This is a genomic window from Nostoc sp., from assembly GCF_036917275.1.
GTDB lineage: Bacteria > Cyanobacteriota > Cyanobacteriia > Cyanobacteriales > Nostocaceae > Nostoc.
In genome coordinates this window covers 26,504-43,799 of the sequence record NZ_JBALDF010000011.1, presented here as the reverse complement: position 1 = coordinate 43,799, position 17,296 = coordinate 26,504, and the positions used below count along the sequence as shown (strand labels likewise).

The 17,296-nt window shown below is 41.1% G+C and carries 12 protein-coding genes and 1 tRNA gene; 2 read left to right on the top strand and 11 right to left on the bottom strand.

Going from position 1 to position 17,296, the window contains the following annotated elements:
• Positions 1-91: 91 nt before the first annotated feature.
• Positions 92-1,333, bottom strand: coding sequence for an FG-GAP repeat domain-containing protein (locus tag V7K35_RS04890; RefSeq protein WP_335076851.1), 1,242 nt, complete (start codon positions 1,331-1,333; stop codon positions 92-94).
• 462 nt (positions 1,334-1,795) lie between these two features.
• Between V7K35_RS04890 and V7K35_RS04885 the strand changes: the two genes are divergently transcribed.
• Positions 1,796-3,106, top strand: a complete 1,311-nt coding sequence (locus V7K35_RS04885; RefSeq protein ID WP_335076849.1) for an aminopeptidase P N-terminal domain-containing protein — start codon at positions 1,796-1,798, stop codon at positions 3,104-3,106.
• Between the two features lie 30 nt (positions 3,107-3,136).
• On the opposite strand, the gene V7K35_RS04880 is transcribed toward V7K35_RS04885, so the two are convergent.
• The 10 genes from V7K35_RS04880 to V7K35_RS04835 all read right to left on the bottom strand — a co-directional run bounded on the left by V7K35_RS04880 (position 3,137) and on the right by V7K35_RS04835 (position 15,914).
• Positions 3,137-3,805 carry a hypothetical protein gene (locus tag V7K35_RS04880; protein WP_442939688.1) on the bottom strand — a complete coding sequence of 223 codons (669 nt, stop codon included), beginning with the start codon at positions 3,803-3,805 and terminating at the stop codon, positions 3,137-3,139.
• Positions 3,806-3,882: 77 nt separating this feature from the next.
• Positions 3,883-4,428 (bottom strand): hypothetical protein, encoded by a 546-nt coding sequence (locus tag V7K35_RS04875; RefSeq protein WP_335076847.1) that lies wholly within the window; start codon positions 4,426-4,428, stop codon positions 3,883-3,885.
• Between the two features lie 395 nt (positions 4,429-4,823).
• Entirely contained in the window at positions 4,824-6,710 is a 1,887-nt protein-coding gene (ftsH2, locus tag V7K35_RS04870) for an ATP-dependent zinc metalloprotease FtsH2 (protein WP_334792841.1), read from the bottom strand.
• Between the two features lie 291 nt (positions 6,711-7,001).
• On the bottom strand, positions 7,002-7,496 hold the full coding sequence (locus V7K35_RS04865) for a hypothetical protein (RefSeq protein WP_334792840.1): 495 nt from the start codon (positions 7,494-7,496) through the stop codon (positions 7,002-7,004).
• A 223-nt stretch (positions 7,497-7,719) separates the two neighbouring features.
• The gene (gene gltX, locus V7K35_RS04860) at positions 7,720-9,162 is read right to left on the bottom strand and encodes a glutamate--tRNA ligase (RefSeq protein ID WP_335076845.1); all 1,443 of its coding nucleotides are present in this window, start codon (positions 9,160-9,162) and stop codon (positions 7,720-7,722) included.
• A 138-nt stretch (positions 9,163-9,300) separates the two neighbouring features.
• Positions 9,301-9,374: transfer RNA gene (locus V7K35_RS04855), tRNA-Asp, on the bottom strand.
• Positions 9,375-9,488: 114 nt separating this feature from the next.
• Complete coding sequence (locus V7K35_RS04850; RefSeq protein WP_335076936.1) at positions 9,489-11,015, bottom strand: serine/threonine protein kinase; 1,527 nt, start codon at positions 11,013-11,015, stop codon at positions 9,489-9,491.
• A 101-nt stretch (positions 11,016-11,116) separates the two neighbouring features.
• On the bottom strand, positions 11,117-12,739 hold the full coding sequence (locus V7K35_RS04845) for a serine/threonine protein kinase (RefSeq protein ID WP_335076843.1): 1,623 nt from the start codon (positions 12,737-12,739) through the stop codon (positions 11,117-11,119).
• 395 nt (positions 12,740-13,134) lie between these two features.
• Positions 13,135-14,319: an esterase-like activity of phytase family protein gene (locus V7K35_RS04840; RefSeq protein ID WP_335076842.1), complete on the bottom strand. Its 1,185-nt coding sequence runs from the start codon at positions 14,317-14,319 to the stop codon at positions 13,135-13,137.
• A gap of 131 nt (positions 14,320-14,450) precedes the next feature.
• Entirely contained in the window at positions 14,451-15,914 is a 1,464-nt protein-coding gene (locus tag V7K35_RS04835; protein ID WP_335076840.1) for a TM0106 family RecB-like putative nuclease, read from the bottom strand.
• Between the two features lie 164 nt (positions 15,915-16,078).
• On the opposite strand from V7K35_RS04835, the gene V7K35_RS04830 reads away from it, so the two are divergent.
• A complete protein-coding gene (locus V7K35_RS04830) occupies positions 16,079-17,269 on the top strand; it encodes an aminotransferase class V-fold PLP-dependent enzyme (protein WP_335076838.1) in 1,191 nt (396 codons plus the stop codon).
• Positions 17,270-17,296: the final 27 nt, after the last annotated feature.

Sequence of the window (17,296 nt, the reverse complement as noted above, 5' to 3'; positions counted from 1 at the left end):
TTTTGGGTCGCACCTTTGGTGCGCTGACAGCGCAACTTGGATTTGAGATTGAAGGAAAAATCTAAAATCGAATGACTTTTGTTTCTAGGTTTTAGAACGTATACCACTCTCCACCAAGCTTATCTGCGTCGCTGATGGGAGTCTCAACCGCTGTAGTCCCATCTATAGTCCAAATTTTGTCTGCACCTGCTGTCTGATCGCGCCAGTAGATGTCGGTCTTACCATCGCCGTTGAAGTCGCCAAGGGATGGTGTCAAGGATGCGGTATTAGTCGGTAAGAAAGCTTCAGTGGCAACTGTTGTACCATCCATCAACCAAGCGGTGTTCTCGCCAGTGGTGCTATTGTGCCAGAAGATGTCGGTCTTGCCATCGCCGTTGAAATCGCCAATTTTAGAAGTCCAGGCTGGGTCAAGTGTCTTCAGAGCACCCTCTGTAACTATAATCCCATTCATCGTCCAAACCTTGTTTTCACCTGTTTGAGCGTTTCTCCATAGAATGTCAGTCTTATAGTCGCCGTTAAAATCACCAAGGGTAGGAGTCCAGGCGGCGTCTTGTGATTGTAGTGCAAGTTCAGTCTTTTGCGTACCATCCATAAACCAAGCGGTGTTATCGCCGGTTGTCGGATTACGCCAGAAAATATCACTCTTGCCATTGCCATCGAAATCAACAATGGTAGGAGTTAGTGCTGGGTCTGTTTTATCTAAAACAGTTGCATTCAAAACTGTTGTACCATCCATCTCCCAAATAGCGTTCTCACCGGTTGTATTGTTATGCCAGAAGATATCTGTTTTGCGATCGCCATTGAAATCGCCAATCTGAGGAGTCCAAGCTGGGTCAACGCTGGTTAGAGCAGCCGAATTAGCAACTTTAGTTCCATCCATCAGCGCAATGGTATTCTCACCGGTTGTCTTATTGCGTAATAAGAAGTCGGTTTTGCCATCACCATTGAAGTCAGCAATTTTGTAATCATAGGCGGATAGGTCGAATTTACCTAGAGAACCCTGGTCGAGAACTTTTGGTCCATCCATTAACCGAATGATAATCTCACCGGTTTTAGAATCGGCCCAAACTTTGTCCGTTTTGCCATCACCGTTAAAGTCAGGAGTAATAGCCGCACTAGTTAAGTAAGGATTAGGATTGGGATTTGCTGACGTTTTGGCAGGCTCGGTCAACGGTTCATCTTGTAGTGCATATGAGGAACTCTTACTACTAAATCCCAAATCATAATTCAAATCCTCAAAAGAAGATGTCAAGATTCTTGATTTTGCTAAAGAGTCTGATGCCCATTTAGATGTATTCAAAGATAAGGGTGACAAATTTGAATTTCCAGACATGGTGTATTTTTATGATTGGTTGTTATATTGTTTTAACTTTCTTTGATAAGCTCTTTCTGTAACCCAATAACATTTACCAGGGTTTCAATATTTCTTTATAAATATTTTTTATTCATTAATGTTATTAATTGAAGATAAATATATGTTTGTTTTATACGATTTGTCTAAAAATATCAAGTTCTATACAAGCAATTGCAAAATACTTTTTGTGTTTTATATAGCAGTCCTAAATCATTCGTGAAAATTGTAAATTGTTGCGACCCCCCACGCCAGATGCAACAAGAGTGGCTCGCCAGATGCTAATCGCAAGATAATTGATTATTCATCAATAGTTTATGACTTGAGTTGAAACAAATATTGGTTAGAATAACTTAGATTAGCAACTACTGAAAAGCATAATCTGTGCATCCGCTGGTTGCCAAAAGTGTAAAATAACACAATAGTTTAATACATACATCAGCTATGCAAGCAGAATATCGGCAGCGTCGCGAGCAGTTAATGGCAAAAATTGGTGATGGCACAGCCATCTTTCGCAGTGCGCCAATGGCAGTGATGCACAACGATGTCGAGTATGTTTATCGCCAAGACAGTGATTTCTTCTACCTGACTGGTTTTAACGAACCACAGGCCGTTGCAGTGTTAACGCCGCATCATTCAGAACATCGGTTTGTGCTATTTGTCCAACCGAAGGATCGGGAAAGAGAAGTATGGACTGGTTATCTTTGTGGGGTAGATGCAGCCAAGGAAATTTATGGTGCTGATGAAGCCTACCCGATTAGTGAGTTAGATGAAAAGTTGCCACAGTATTTGGAAAAAGCTAACCGCATTTACTATCACTTAGGACGCGATCGCACTTTTAATGACAAAATTCTGGGACATTATCAGAGTTTACTGCGGACTTATCCCAAGCGGGGAACAGGGCCGATCGCCATTGAAGATACTGGCCCTGTCCTCAACAGCATGAGATTGGTTAAAAGTGAAGCTGAGTTGGGATTGATGCGTCAAGCAGTAGCGATCGCCACCGAAGCGCACAATTATGCACAAGAAATTGCTGCACCCGGACGTTATGAGTACGAAATACAGGCGGAGATGGAACGCATCTTTCGAGTCCGGGGTGGAATGGGGCCAGCTTATCCTTCGATTGTGGCTTCTGGCGTGAATGCTTGCGTACTGCACTACATTGAAAACAATCGTCAAATGCAGGATGGAGAATTACTGCTAATTGATGCCGGTTGTGCTTACGGTTATTACAACTCTGATATTACCCGGACATTTCCTGTCGGGGGTAAATTTACGCCAGAACAAAAGATGCTGTATGAGATTGTTTTGTCAGCCCAAAAACAAGCGATCGCCCAAGTGCAACCAGGTAATCCCTTCAAATTAGTTCACGATACAGCAGTGCGCGTTCTCACTGAAGGTTTAGTTGAGCTTGGCATTCTCAAAGGTGAAATTGACAAGTTAATTGAGGAAGAGAAATATAAGCCATATTATATGCATCGCACCAGTCATTGGTTAGGGTTGGATGTCCATGATGTGGGTGTTTACCAGCACGGTGAAGATAAACCGCAGATTTTGCAACCAGGTCAAATTCTGACAGTGGAACCGGGATTATATATTGTGCCTGACACCAAATTAGCAGAAGACCAACCAGAGACTGATCCTCGATGGATTGGTATTGGTATTCGGATTGAGGATGATGTGTTAGTTACATCTGATGGACATGAGGTGTTAACTGCGGGGGTTCCCAAAGCAGTGGATGAAGTAGAACGATAAAAAATGGGGATGGTGTGTACCATCCCTAAGCTAAAATTGCGGACAAGCTATCAGAGTCATTGTCAGAATTCCTAAGATTTTATCTATTTCTTTAATAAAGTAATCGTTCTTATCGATAAAGATGGTATTGTCACAAAGTTTGAGAAATTTCCAATCTGTTCCTGTTGTGACTACACCATAAATTTCATTTATAATATTTCCTTGTTGCTGGTTAAACAATTGAGATGCAATCATTGTCGCAATGCATTGTCCTAAACCAGATTTAATACTCTCATTTTTAGCTTCCACAATAGTCACCACAGGGCTAGTAATATCATATTGTTCTGGTGAACAATTGAGAATGAAATCACAGCGTCCTTCTAATCCTTTAGAAGCATCTACATTAAACTCTGAACCAGAAAATATGCTAATTTGGTATTTAAATAAGCGTTTAACTTCAATTAAAACAGGCATAATAATTAGTTCAAAACGAGCTTTTTCTGTATTTATTGCTGTTACTAATGGTAGATGCTCAGAGAAAATCAAATTTAAATATTCACTAGGAGAAACGGCCTGTACATCCCCAAATAAATCTTTATTTTCAACAAAGATTAATTTAAAGTCGGTTTTTACTTTGCTAAGATTAAAGGCGCTGTACGGCATTGGATTATCTTGGGAGTATGCAGCAATGCCAACTCTACCAGACGCTTTGCGTAGCAAGATCCCCGTAGGGGTACGACAGGCATAGCCAACTGAAGCTGCGGAAGCTAAGGAAGTAAGTTTGATGATATCTCAGATCAAGAACAGCCTTCAACAAATTCAACTTCTGGCAGTTTACCTGACCGAAACTGAGTGACACGCTTCCCGTCAGTCTCGAATACCACACGATAATTCTGGTTAGCACGATCTTTCGGGATAAATGTCAAGTAGTGTCCGCCTTGGACGTATTTATGAGGTGTGACTTTAATTTGTCCTGGGTAGAGAGACTTGATTTGCGCTTCAGTGTCGCCAATTTTTGCACCTTTGAGGGTAGTAATCTGGGTATTCTGCCGCACATCTACTCTAGAAATACGACCTTTTGTAACCATAAACAAAAGATTTTTGGGTTCGTTTTGTGGCTTAACGTAGTAACAACTGTTATTCGGGGAATCACCCACTAGCTTAGTAGCAGCAGCCTTTGCCGCTTGGGAAACAGTCATCCCAACTCGTACTTGTCCAATACCATTGATAAACAATTTCGATTGATTTGTCAGTTTTGCTTGTGCTAGCACTGTGCCGACAGTTAAAGAAGAAAGAGCAAGTGTTACGATGCCAAAAGTCAACAATTTAGCTTTGCTATTCATTTTCTGCAAATAAGAAGGGGTAAATATTTATATAGTAGGACTTACGCAAAAATCGCCCAAAAGCTTAATTTGTCGAACCGCCAAGACGCCAAGAACGCCAAGAATTCGTAGAGTGTGCGTAAGTCCTATATAGAATATTATGATCAATTAGAGGATGATGATTCCTTTTAAGAAGAATAGAGTTTATTTACATAATTGATGGGATGTTTGTAGTTACGCTTGGGCGCTAAATCCCAGCTACGAGCCAGTATTTATAGGATCATACTTGTATAACTGTTCATTGATTTTTTGCATAAAATTTACGGTAGAGCTAAAAAAATGAGGATGGCACAGACCATCCTCATTTGATTTCTATTTGCTCATTCCCAGACATTAGCCCAGAAAAGATTCATCTACTACAGTTGCGGTACGTACTGCTGCTTCTCAGGTACATCAACATATTCAGCCACAATCTGGCGGAATTCTTCGCCGTCAATGGTTTCCTTTTCGATCAGCAGATCGACTAAGCGATCGGTGACAGTGCGATTATCACGGATAAGCTTTTTCGAGTTTTCGTAGCATTCTTCCACGATCGTTCGCACTTGTCCATCAATGCGGGAAGCGATAGATTCGGAATATTCAGATCGGGTTGTCCAGTCACGACCTAAGAATACTTCTCCCTGCTGGCTTTCCAATGACAACGGCCCCAAATCTGACATCCCAAACCGCGTCACCATTTGCCGCGCCATTCCTGATAACTGTTGCAAGTCACCACCAGCGCCAGTTGTGACTTCAGCAGCCCCAAAAATCACCTCTTCAGCAGCGCGACCGCCTAAAGCACCAGTAATTCTGGCTTTGAGTTGAGAACGGGAAATTAACCCCTGTTCTTCGTCGGGAGTAAACCATGTCAAACCCTGTGCTTGTCCCCGTGGGATTAAAGTGACTTTCTGCACTGGGTCATGGTCTTTTAACAAAGTCCCTACTAAAGCATGTCCAATTTCATGGTATGCAATTAAGCGTTTGCTCTTGCTATCTACCAAAGGAGTACCTTCCATCCCCGCGACTACCCGATCCACAGCGTCATCAATTTCGCGGAGGGTGACAGCTTCTTTGCGTCTTCTAGCGGTGAGAATTGCCGCTTCGTTGAGTAAGTTAGCTAAATCAGCCCCAGTGAATCCAGGAGTGCGGCGAGCGATCGCATCCAAGGATACACTAGCGTCTAGTTTCTTGTTCCGCGAATGGACTTGCAAGATTTCCAAACGTCCTTTGATATCGGGTGGATCGACAGTTACTTGTCGGTCAAAGCGGCCGGGACGCAATAAGGCTGAGTCTAGTACATCGGGACGGTTGGTGGCAGCAATAATAATGATACCTGTATTACCTTCAAACCCATCCATTTCGGTGAGGAGTTGGTTGAGGGTTTGTTCTCTCTCGTCGTTACCGCCACCGATACCAGCACCCCGTTGGCGTCCAACGGCGTCGATTTCATCGATGAAGATGATACAGGGGGCGTTGTCTTTAGCTTTTTTGAACAAATCGCGGACGCGGGATGCACCGACACCAACGAACATTTCCACAAATTCTGAACCGGAAATACTGAAGAAAGGTACACCTGCTTCACCAGCGATCGCTTTTGCTAGTAAAGTTTTACCAGTTCCAGGAGGCCCAACTAACAGCACTCCCTTGGGAATCCGTGCGCCTACAGCGGTAAATCTTTCTGGCTGCTTGAGGAAGGTGACAACTTCTTGCAATTCTTCCTTAGCTTCTTCGATCCCGGCTACGTCGTCAAATTTAACCCCAGTTTTTGCTTCCATTTGGAAACGCGCTTTCGATTTGCCGAAGTTCATCGCTTGACCCGGGCCGCCTGGGAGGTTGCTAGAACGCCGGAACAAAAAGAACAGCCCAGTAATCAATAAAACTGGAAATATGAGATTGCCCAACAATCCCCAAATTGCGCCATCATTCCGCATGGGGTGAGCATCAAAACTAATGTCTTTTTCTTTGAGCTTGCTAATTAACTCAGGAGCGTTAACAGGCAAATCCACCCGCCACCTTTGGACGCGATTTTCGATGTCTGGATCGCGGGCTTCTATAATTGCTGTCCTACCGCCTTCGTATAGATCCACACTGCTGACGCGATCGCCGTCCAAGTATTCTAGAAAGCGACCATAGGTCATGCGGGTATTGGCTGCATTCTTACTCATGTCAGCAGGAGCGCCTGCAAAGGCCCCTTGCCAGAAGAAAAAGCCAATTACCAAAGCCGGCAATGTCCAGAGTACTAGGACTTTCCAAGAGAATTTCATGTTAATTTGCCTCTAGATACCTATACAAGTCATCAGCCTTAGCAACCGAATGTTCATCACTCTGTCACTTTAAGCTGTTAAACGGATGTCTATAAATCCATTTTGTTTAATTTGATCTCTTATATGCACTGTCATAAGGCAATTAGGGCATTATGGCGATGCCAACAAGAATCTTAATCAAAGTTAACTTAATTTTAATACAATATTGCACGAGAAAAGGGAGCGCCAACAAAGGAGAGACGCCAAGAAATTTTCTCGTCTCTGGTGTGTCTCTTCAATCGAGGACTTTACTTACTTAACTTCTGTAATTTGTAGAGTATAAGGAAGATACTTACCTTTTTCGTAGGAACCAACCCAAATTTGGTAATTTCCAGCCAGCCATTCACCAACAATGCCAGCATTTTTACCGTCAACATCGTCATTACACCATGTACCACCGGGCCCCTTGATAATCAAGGTGGTGTCCTCAGGACTTTGCACTTGCAGCTTTAGGTAGTCAAATTTACTTGTTAGCACTAATGTGTGATCTGGTGTTTCATCAACAAATCCGGTACAAGGGCCAGTGGCTGTTTCGCTTCTGGCGGCTACTTGACTCCCAGATATTGAACCACCACTCATGCCGCGAACTGTCTGGGGGTCTGGCGAAAACTGGGGGCTAATGGTGACATCTCCAAATATCGTTGGCGCTTCCTGAGCATCAGTCACACTATTAACTGTCAATGTAATCAAGAGCGTAACTATCATCAACGATAATCTCATTCCTCTGTTGAGCGCTTTTGTCGGCATTGTAATTACGTTCTCTTCTAAGTGTTTTTGAAGACATTAATTTTACACACCAAGTTCCCGACCTGAGGAGAATTGACTACCTATTTTAGATTTACAATTGGGGATAATTCATTAGTAATTAGTCAATAATTTCTTGTGCCGATAGTTGCTCTACCTTATGGATAAGGGCGCACGTTTGTGCGCCCCTAAAATCTCAAATATTTCTAAAATCTGGAAGTAATCGCTAATTAGCTTCTGTTATTGCCCTACTCAAGCGCGACTTATCTAAACCAATCTGATTTAGTAGTAACCAAGATTGGATAAGGTCGGGGCCATGAACATCTCCAGTTAAAGCTGCTCTGAGCGATCGCATCACCAAGCCTTTTTTGACTTTTTGCTCTTTCACCACTTGTTTAATAATGTCCTGGGCGGCGGCTTCCGATAGTTGCGGCTGATTTTCTAAAGCTGTGACAATCCCCTCAAGCACAGCAGTAGAACCTTCTTGCTTCAGTTGCGTACTACCTTCGTCGCTAAATTCAATGTCGCTAAAAAACAGTTGGCTTTGAGCTACTCCATCTACTAAACGAGTCAAACTCTGGCTAATTAAAGTTACTAACTGTTCTAACCAGGGGCGTTCTCTTCCACCATCAAATTTATACCCAGCCGCCTGCCAATAAGGTATGAGTAAATCTGTGAGTTTATCTACTGGCATATGGTGGATATACTGACTGTTTAACCAATCGAGTTTTGCCCAGTCAAATTTTGCACCTGCTTTATTTACACGTTCAAAGCCAAATTCTTTGGCTGCTGCTTCTAAGGTAAATATTTCTTGCGTCGAGTCTGGTGGCGACCAACCCAGCAATGTCATGTAATTCACCAAGCCTTCAGCAATAAAGCCCATTTGCTGAAAGTCAGAAATGGAAGTAACACCATCTCGCTTAGAAAGCTTGCGCCCTTCCAAATTCAAAATCAACGGCGTGTGCGAAAACTCTGGGATTTTTGCACCCATTGCTTCATACAGTAAAATTTGCTTGGCGGTGTTGGCGATGTGGTCTTCTCCCCGGATAACATGGGTGATTTGCATATCGATGTCATCCACTACAACTGCAAAGTTGTATAAAGGTTGACCACTGCTTTCTTCTGAGGCGCGGGCGATGACCATATCACCACCTAAATCGCTACCTCGCCAAGACATCTTTCCCCTTACTAAGTCATTCCAGACAATTTCCCGTCCATCTTCGATTTTGAAGCGAATCACAGAGGAGCGACCTTCTGCTTCAAATGCGGCGCGTTGTTCTGGGGTGAGGTTACGGTGACGGTTGTCATAGCGAGGAGCTTCGCCTCTAGCTTTTTGGGCTTCTCTTAGCGCCTCTAGTTCTTCGGAAGTGGTGTAGCAGCGATAGGCTAATCCTTGATCTAGCAGTTTTTGTACTGCTTCTTTGTAGAGATCCAGGCGTTGAGATTGAAAAAATGGTCCTTCATCCCAGTTAAGTCCTAGCCAGCGCAGTCCTTCAAGAACATTGTCGGTGTATTCGGGACGCGATCGCTCTAAGTCTGTGTCTTCTATTCGCAGTATAAATTTACCGCCGTGGTGGCGGGCAAATAACCAGTTAAATACAGCCGTTCTAGCTGTACCAATATGTAAATTTCCGGTTGGACTCGGCGCAATACGGACTCTGACAGTCACAGTTGATTCTCTCTTTCGCAAAGCTTGATAAATGTAGCTTATATTTAAACCCTGAATCCTGAGTCATTCCCTTTGGGGAATTCAAAATCTAAAATCACCGAACTGAACTTCGGTAATTCACTATTCATAAATCTAGAACGGGACTGACGGGGCTCGAACCCGCAACTTCCGCCGTGACAGGGCGGTGCTCTAACCAATTGAACTACAGTCCCTTGTTTGGCAACTTTGCTATTATCGCTATTTATTTTCTACTTGTCAAGTGTTTTGGAGTTAGGAATTATTTTTGCCCGTCTCCTGAGCGATCGCTCCTTGGGGGAAATTTTTCGTTAAATAGAACCTGATAATACAACCTGTGGCTCTGATTCCAGATGCTGTAATATCCGGGATTGCATTTGTTTATACTGCTGCTTTAATAGCTGTTTGCTCAACTGGGGTTGAGAAGCGGGTGGTAGACTATGACTCTGTTGCACCCAGGTTTTCAACATTTGCCGCTGAGTTGGCTCGATGCGACTGCTGAGAACGTTGGTGCAGGAATGTGGTGCTTCTAGAGTAAAGAAAATCAAAGGATAGTGTTCATTTTTAACCAGGAAACTTACCATCCTAAGATTTTGGGGATTTTGCATATCTAGGTAGCAGGGTAGCCACTTAGGAGCTAATTGCCGATTGTAAAGTACACTCACCCACAACAGCATTGGGTGAGGGGATGTTATGAAGATAAATTGGTTATAACGGGTAGAAACCGCATAGTTTTTGATTTCTTGTTTAGGCAACATCAACCATAGTGCTGTCATAGATGCTTGTGCAATGTCTAGAAGCTGGGGAAAAACAATTTCTTTAATTGGTTTATTTTCAGGCCATAAAAGTTGCCGACACTTTTGTTCTACTGTGATTGGTAATCCAGAATCTAAAGGATAGTTAAGAATGGAATCAGAGGCTAATGTTGTAGGTAAACGGGGACTATCGGGCTGTTCTAAACTGTTGAAGACTTGCAGAATTTGAGCGATATTTTGTGGGCGATCGCTTGCTTTTTTAGCAAGACAAGCCATGATTAAATTATTTAGCTTCTGAGGTAATTTAAGAGTAGGTTTAACATCTGCGAGCGCTTTTGGTTCTTCAAAGTGATGTGCTTTATACCAAGCACCAAAGTAATCAGTTTCTGGTTGCCAAGGTTTTTCGCCTGTGAGCATTTCAAACATCATCACACCCAGGCTATAAATATCAGATCGACTATCTAATTTTTCCCCATCTAGCTGTTCTGGAGAACAGTAGGGTAAAGTGCCATTAAATCCACTGCTTGTACTAGCTGTTGATGCATAATTTAAAAATTTAGCAATCCCGAAATCGAGAATTTTAACTAACTGACCCAATGTTGGATCAGGAATAACTAATATATTGGCAGGCTTGATATCTCTATGAACTAATGGACAAATTTTGCCGTCAATGTTAATGCCTTGATGGGCGCACTGTAAGCCCAAGCAAATTTGGCGGGAGAGAGTCAAAAACATGGACAAAGGCAGCGGAATTAAATCCTTTAAACTCTTTCCACATAGATATTCCATGACGTAGTATGGTTTTCCTTTCTCATTCACGCCATAATCATACGCCCGCACTATATGTAAGCTCTTTTGACTCAAAGCTGCACTCATTAAAGCTTCACGAACAAAGTCTTGTTGCATCTTGGTATCGACAACAGTTTTAGTCAAAAACTTGACAGCAACGGGTGTCCCTCCTAACAAAATATCATTTGCTAAGAAAACTTCACCCATGCCACCACTACCAATTAATTGCTTGAGTTGATAACGATTGGCAAGCAAGCCCATACTACTTGGAGATGTAAATCGGCTTTGATTCACTTTGTTCACCTCTGCTGCTGAGTCGATTTAAAGTTAGCAGTAGACACATAAGAATATCATTGGGTAATGGTGGTAAGCATTTTTATTTTGATAGCAGACTTTCAAGGACGTGATAAAAGTTTAAAAAAAGTCTGTAAAAATTTATTCATCCATTTTTTGAGACCTTCATTTTCAGTTTTTTGATCTACAGTTAACTTTTGCAAAATGTCGAGTTTCAGCTTTTCATAATCTGTTTTTAGAAGATTTTTAGCTTCATTAGGCAAAATTAATTCATTTGATTGTTGACTCATATCTAAGCAATCTGCAAGTTGCTGGCGCTGATTAGCTGTAAGCTTTAAAGTCGTTACATGAGAGCAACGGTTTGGCTCTTCTAAGGTAAAAAATAGTAGATGATAGTAGCCTACTTCTGCTAAACTACGTGCTATATTCTCCCCTTTATTATCTTTCAAATCCAGAAAATAAGGTAGCCACTTAGTCAGAGAAGGTTGGGCATTATATAGTACTGTTACCCATAATAGCATCGGGTATACATTCATTTTATTAATAAATTCAGTACCATGTATTTTATCCAAATATTTTGTAATCTCTTGTTGGGGCAACATTGACCAAAAAGTTGGTATAAGTCTTTGATGAGTATGTAGTAAATGAGGAAAACCAATTGGTGCAATTGGTTTATTTTTAGGCCAAATTTTCTGTAAACACTCTTTTTCTGATAATAAAGTTGCAGGGACTAATTGAACTGGAAACGAGAGGTTAATAATCTCAGTACTTTTGCTAGAAATAACATCATTAAGCTCAAGATTAACCTTTTTTAAATCTTCTAATATTTGGTTGATATTTTGAGGGCGATCGCTTATTTCTTTTGCTAAACAACTCATCAGTAATTTTTCTAATACCTGCGGTATTTTGACTTGTGGATTCACTTCTTCAACTGTAGGTGGCATTTGAAAGCGATGCGCTTGATACCAAGTACCAAAGGAGTTACTTTTTGTCTGAAATGGATGTTTTCCTGTCAGCATCTCAAACATTAATACTCCCAAACTGTAAATATCAGAGCGGACATCTAGCAATTTTCGCCCTTCCATATGTTCTGGAGAACAGTAAGGTAAACTGCCAATAAAAGAATCTGTCAAGGTCATCCCGCTTCGCTCTGTTAAAAATTTGGCAATACCAAAATCTAGTATTTTAACAATTTCTCCTTGTTTACTATCTTCACTAATGAATATATTTTCTGGTTTAATATCCCTGTGAACAATGGGATAAATCTCTCCTTTGAGGCTGATACCTTCATGGGCACATTTTAAGCCTGAACAAATTTGATTACAAATCTCCAAAAATTTTGATATTGTTAAGGGCTGAATTTTTAGAATTTGTTTGAGATTTTTTCCTTGGAGGTATTCCATTACATAAAAGGGAGTCTTATCCTCAGTAACGCCATAACTTAAAATACGAACAATATGTTTACTTTTGCGACCTAATTGAGCGCCAATAAAAATTTCTCTGGCAAAGCGTTGGGACATTTGCTGGTTCGCTAAACTGAGTGATAAAATTTTGACTGCGATCGGCATACCACCTTTAGCAGTATCTTCTGCTAAATAAACTCTACCCATCCCCCCTTTACCAATTAAATCTATGATTAAATAGCGATTATTTAAAAATTTTCCAATGTAATCATCTAATTCTGCTTTTTGCCCTACCATACTCTCAATTTGATTTTGTGACATAAGAATTAATTATGAAAAACATTGTTAGTAAAATACTTTAATAAGTCTAGCTAATTTTTAAATTTAATAGGACTTACGCACACTCTACGAATTCTCGGCGCTCTTGGCGTCTTGGCGGTTCGATAAATTAAGCTTTTTGGCAATTTTTGCGTAAGTCCTATTTAAATACAAAAAAACATCCTAATTTTTAGAATATTAATCCTTTGCTCTAATCATGGTTAATCTCTCTGCAAAATTCCCTAATTATTATGTAACATATTTATTAATGAATACGTTTGAGAAATTACACGTAAACTACAAATAAGCAAGATAAAGTTGCTTAGTAAATTCCGTGAATACACAGGAATAAGCTTCAAACAAGTGAATAGCAGTAAAGGTACAATGCCTCTGTACAGTTAACGGTTGAGATTCGGGAGTAAACGGTGCAATAATCTGATTAGTGGTGTTTCAATTTTAATTTTAAAGGCTAGTATTTGAGTGCGTTGCAGGGAGTTAAAATTGTTATCACTGATGAGAATTAATGATTGTTGTCCATCGGGTAGTTTAGGGCCAAGAGTTAAGCCTTCGATGTTATCTAGCAGTACATCTAAGGTTCTCAAATCTAACAGCAGTTTTTTCGCAACTGGTTTAATATTTTTAGAATTAATTGTTAAAAGGCTATCAATCTTATGAATATCATCGGCTCCTTCTAAAGAAACCTGAAACAGGAAAATAGCAAATCCTAGACCAGTAAAAGACCGTTCTAAACTTAGGAAATGTCCTTGATTATCGAGAGCAAGTAAATCAGGTAATCCACTAGCGAATTTGCCAGTCAAATTCAAAAAGGGTGAAACTGCTTCAGTTTGGTAAAGAAATTCCTTTTCTGGCTGGTTGTTAAGCAAGTTGTATTGCAAAATCCGGCAAGGACTACCGATGTTAGGTTTAGCTGCGACACCATCTTGAATTAGAGCATTTTCGGTAGCTGTGAATAGATGCTTTTTATCGGGTGTGATAGTGAGGCTTTCAAAAGCTAAATTGTTTCGGATACCTTTTTGACTACTTTTATCTGGCAAAAATTTGTTTAATATGGGAAGTGTTTTAATTTCTCTGCCAGAAGAGAGTGAGAACTCTTTAATAAAAGGATTAATTAATTTTCCAGCATCGCCTTCAGAAGAAATAAACACAGTTGCTTTATTAGTTAATGCAATACCTTCTGTATCACTTTCACCAGGGCGAAATGTTTGACCATTTTCATTTAATAATGTGGTTATACTGACAGGAAGAACTTTACCCTTTTGTAGATCACCTTTGCTTAAGTCAATTTTCAGAGTGTAGAAACGGGCAGCAGCTTTTTTTCCTCGGTCATCAGAAATAGCATAATAAAGATTGTTTTTGGCATCATATGTAATTCCAGATAAACCTCCAACTTCAGTGTTTTTAAAGATTAAACCTTTCGGTAAAGTTGCTTCTCCAATAAAGTCTATGCTACTGACTTCAACGGCATTTGTATATAAGTTTTTGAATAAAAAAATAATAATTATAATTGCAATTAAGAAATAAATAATTCGTGGGATTGCGAATATTTTTTTAATCAGCTGCATAGAATTTTTTTGTTAAAGTATAAAAATTACGAATAAGATATCGCAACATGTATTAGGGCTGCACATCTGTGCGCCACTATAAATAAGATGTATTCCAACCAATTGAAAACCTTTAGAAAATCCGAAATTACTTAAGCTAGTCGCAAACCGTATTCATCCTGAAAAAAGTTGACAAGCCAATCTTTCACTCTGTAAGTAGCGCGGCAATCATCTTCGTTGTAGCTTTGGATAATTTCCAATAAGGTGCGATCGCCTGTTTCTAGCCACTGATCATACCAGTAAATACATTTAGCGCCACTAGCTTCTTTTTCCCGCCACTCAAATCCTAACCAACGAGCGATGGCTTTCAGGGCATAGCTTTCTACAGGCAATGCTACACTTTGGGTTAATTGTTCATACACATCCACAAATCGGTTCAGTACAGGACGCACTGAGGCGTAGGGAGTTTTGTAAAGCTTTGCCAACCGTTTGACTGTATCAAACTCGTAGACACAAAAATGATAAATTGGCGCTTCGGGATATTGCCAAACTAAATCCAAAAATTGCTGCCAAACTAATTCTTCGTCTTCTGGTTTATCTGCTAAAAATGAATAAAACTGTTCTGTGTTGGCAAGTTTATCAACTACCAAAACCCCTAAAAGATAATTTAAATCCAAGTCTGGTTGTGCCTCAATATCAAAGTAAAGCTCTATGGGTGCTGTGAATGTAATATCTTTAATTGGTAGCGGGTAGGGCAATATTATGGGTCGTCTTTCCAGTGCAGATTGAGCTTGCACTACTAGCTTGGGCGCTACTACCCTGTCGAAACCAAGTAGGTTTTCTAAGGTGCTAGGACTGGTGTTGGCGAGAGATTCCAGTGTAGTGATAGCTAGGGCTTGCAGTTGAGTATAGCGAATCGGTGTTACGCCTGGTAACAGTGAGAGATGTTTTTCAGATTGAGCAACGGCATAACATTGACTATACCAATGGCAAAGATTGCACTTTTGCCGAGAAATAAACACCTCTGGCGGATTCGGTAACTCTAAAACTTGAATAAACTCCTCCAGAATCTGCTGCATCCGTGGTATCCATTTAAAAAGATCCACCGCATAACTTCTGTCATTGGTTCGCCGCAATAAAAGCCAAGCTATTTCTGGTATAACTCCCTGCACTGTCGCCAAAACTTGGGCATGAAATGCGGCGACAACTTGATATTCTTGCTTAGGGCGCTTACCCAGTTCAATACCAGCCGGAACGTACATCCAGTCTCCAAAACGGGACTGTCCTGGCTGTTTGACGAGTAAATTGGGACGACTCAGTAAGGTGTATCCTTCAGAATAAGTTGCTAGCAGTATTCCTTTATAAATGTAGTCCACCCCACGCTGCATCAATTCTAAAGTTGCCGCCTCTCCCCTCTCCCAGTTTCCGTATGGATAATCTGGTTGGTGATAGGTCAGATGTGCTAGAAAACTCAGCTGATGGGCGATTTTGTCCTGTTGTAGTTTTTGCAGCAACTCATTAACATCATCGCGTTGACTTTTGTCACCGTGGATATCTAGAAAAGGCCGGCGTTTACAGCGTTGGTATTGCAGTAGGAGTTCAGCATTAATTAGCATCCTTTTAAGTTAACAAGAATTAGCACACTCTGGGAGTAACTCAGACAATTAATAATGGAGTGGGCGAAACGAGATATCAGGGAGATGAAAAACTAATGACCAATGACTAATGGCTTTTGACTAATCAAAAATCCAAAATCCAAAATCTAAAATATAAAATTGGTATGACCAGTACTTCTGTCGCACAAACCAGGTTGCATAGCCATCGAGAGCAATTTCCCGCTTTAGCGAATAAGGCTTATTTCAATTATGGGGGACAAGGGCCGATGCCCCAAAGGGCAATGGATGCTATCACCCAAACTCAAGCTCATGTTCAGCACATAGGCCCCTTTGGCAATGAGGCGTATGGCTGGATAGCGCCACAGACTCAAGCTGCAAGAGAAGCGATCGCTTCGGAGTTACATGCACCAAGCGAAACAATTACCCTCAGCCAGAATGTCACTGTTGGCTGTAATATCGCCATGTGGGGCATTGAGTGGCAAGCTGGCGACCATATGCTGCTCTCAGACTGCGAACATCCAGGTGTGATTGCCACAGCACAAGAAATCGCGCGGAGATTTGCTGTGGAAGTTACTACCTGTCCTCTAAAAGCGACTTTAAATGAGGGCGACCCCGTAAAAGTTATTATCCAGCACTTACACCCTAATACTCGTCTTGTGATATTAAGTCATGTTTTCTGGAATACTGGTCAAGTTTTACCTCTTGATAAAATTGCCGAAGTATGCAGAAATAATCATTCTTTACTACTGATAGATGCTGCCCAATCTGTTGGTTTGTTGCCTTTAAACTTAACTGAATTGGGAGTAGATTTTTATGCTTTCACTGGTCACAAATGGCTATGTGGCCCTGCGGGTGCTGGTGGTTTGTATGTTCGACCAGAAGCCCGAGAAAGCCTAAAACCTACATTTATTGGCCTGAATGGCATTGTTGTGGATAGCCAATCTCAGCCTGTGGATTGGCTTCCAGATGGGCGACGATATGAAGTGTCTACATTAGCTTATCCGTTGTATGTTGGGTTACGCGAGGCGATCGCAATCCATCAGCAATGGGGAACATCACAGGAACGTTACGAGCAAATTTGCCATAACAGTGAGTACCTCTGGCGGCGGTTAGTAGCGTTACGTGATGTCAAATGTCTACGAACTTCCCTACCCGAAAGCGGTATAGTCTCCTTTCAACTCACCCAGAATCAGCCCCAAGCTCATTTGAAGTTGGTGGAATTTTTAGACTCGCAAAAAATATTAACTCGGACAATTGCTGACCCTAGCTGTATACGCACCAGCGTTCATTACTTTACTTTAGAATCGGAAATCGACCAATTGATTGAGGCGATTCAAAGTTTTTGCCAAATGTAGGATCAGTAGGGTGTGTTGTAACGCACT

Excerpts from the sequence above, each read along its gene's own strand:
- V7K35_RS04890 (WP_335076851.1), bottom strand. The coding sequence starts at position 1,333 with ATGTCTGGAAATTCAAATTTGTCACCCTTATCTTTGAATACATCTAAA.
- V7K35_RS04885 (WP_335076849.1), top strand. The coding sequence starts at position 1,796 with ATGCAAGCAGAATATCGGCAGCGTCGCGAGCAGTTAATGGCAAAAATT.
- V7K35_RS04875 (WP_335076847.1), bottom strand. The coding sequence starts at position 4,428 with ATGAATAGCAAAGCTAAATTGTTGACTTTTGGCATCGTAACACTTGCT.
- ftsH2 (WP_334792841.1), bottom strand. The coding sequence starts at position 6,710 with ATGAAATTCTCTTGGAAAGTCCTAGTACTCTGGACATTGCCGGCTTTG.
- V7K35_RS04865 (WP_334792840.1), bottom strand. The coding sequence starts at position 7,496 with ATGCCGACAAAAGCGCTCAACAGAGGAATGAGATTATCGTTGATGATA.
- V7K35_RS04845 (WP_335076843.1), bottom strand. The coding sequence starts at position 12,739 with ATGTCACAAAATCAAATTGAGAGTATGGTAGGGCAAAAAGCAGAATTA.
- V7K35_RS04840 (WP_335076842.1), bottom strand. The coding sequence starts at position 14,319 with ATGCAGCTGATTAAAAAAATATTCGCAATCCCACGAATTATTTATTTC.
- V7K35_RS04835 (WP_335076840.1), bottom strand. The coding sequence starts at position 15,914 with ATGCTAATTAATGCTGAACTCCTACTGCAATACCAACGCTGTAAACGC.
- V7K35_RS04830 (WP_335076838.1), top strand. The coding sequence starts at position 16,079 with ATGACCAGTACTTCTGTCGCACAAACCAGGTTGCATAGCCATCGAGAG.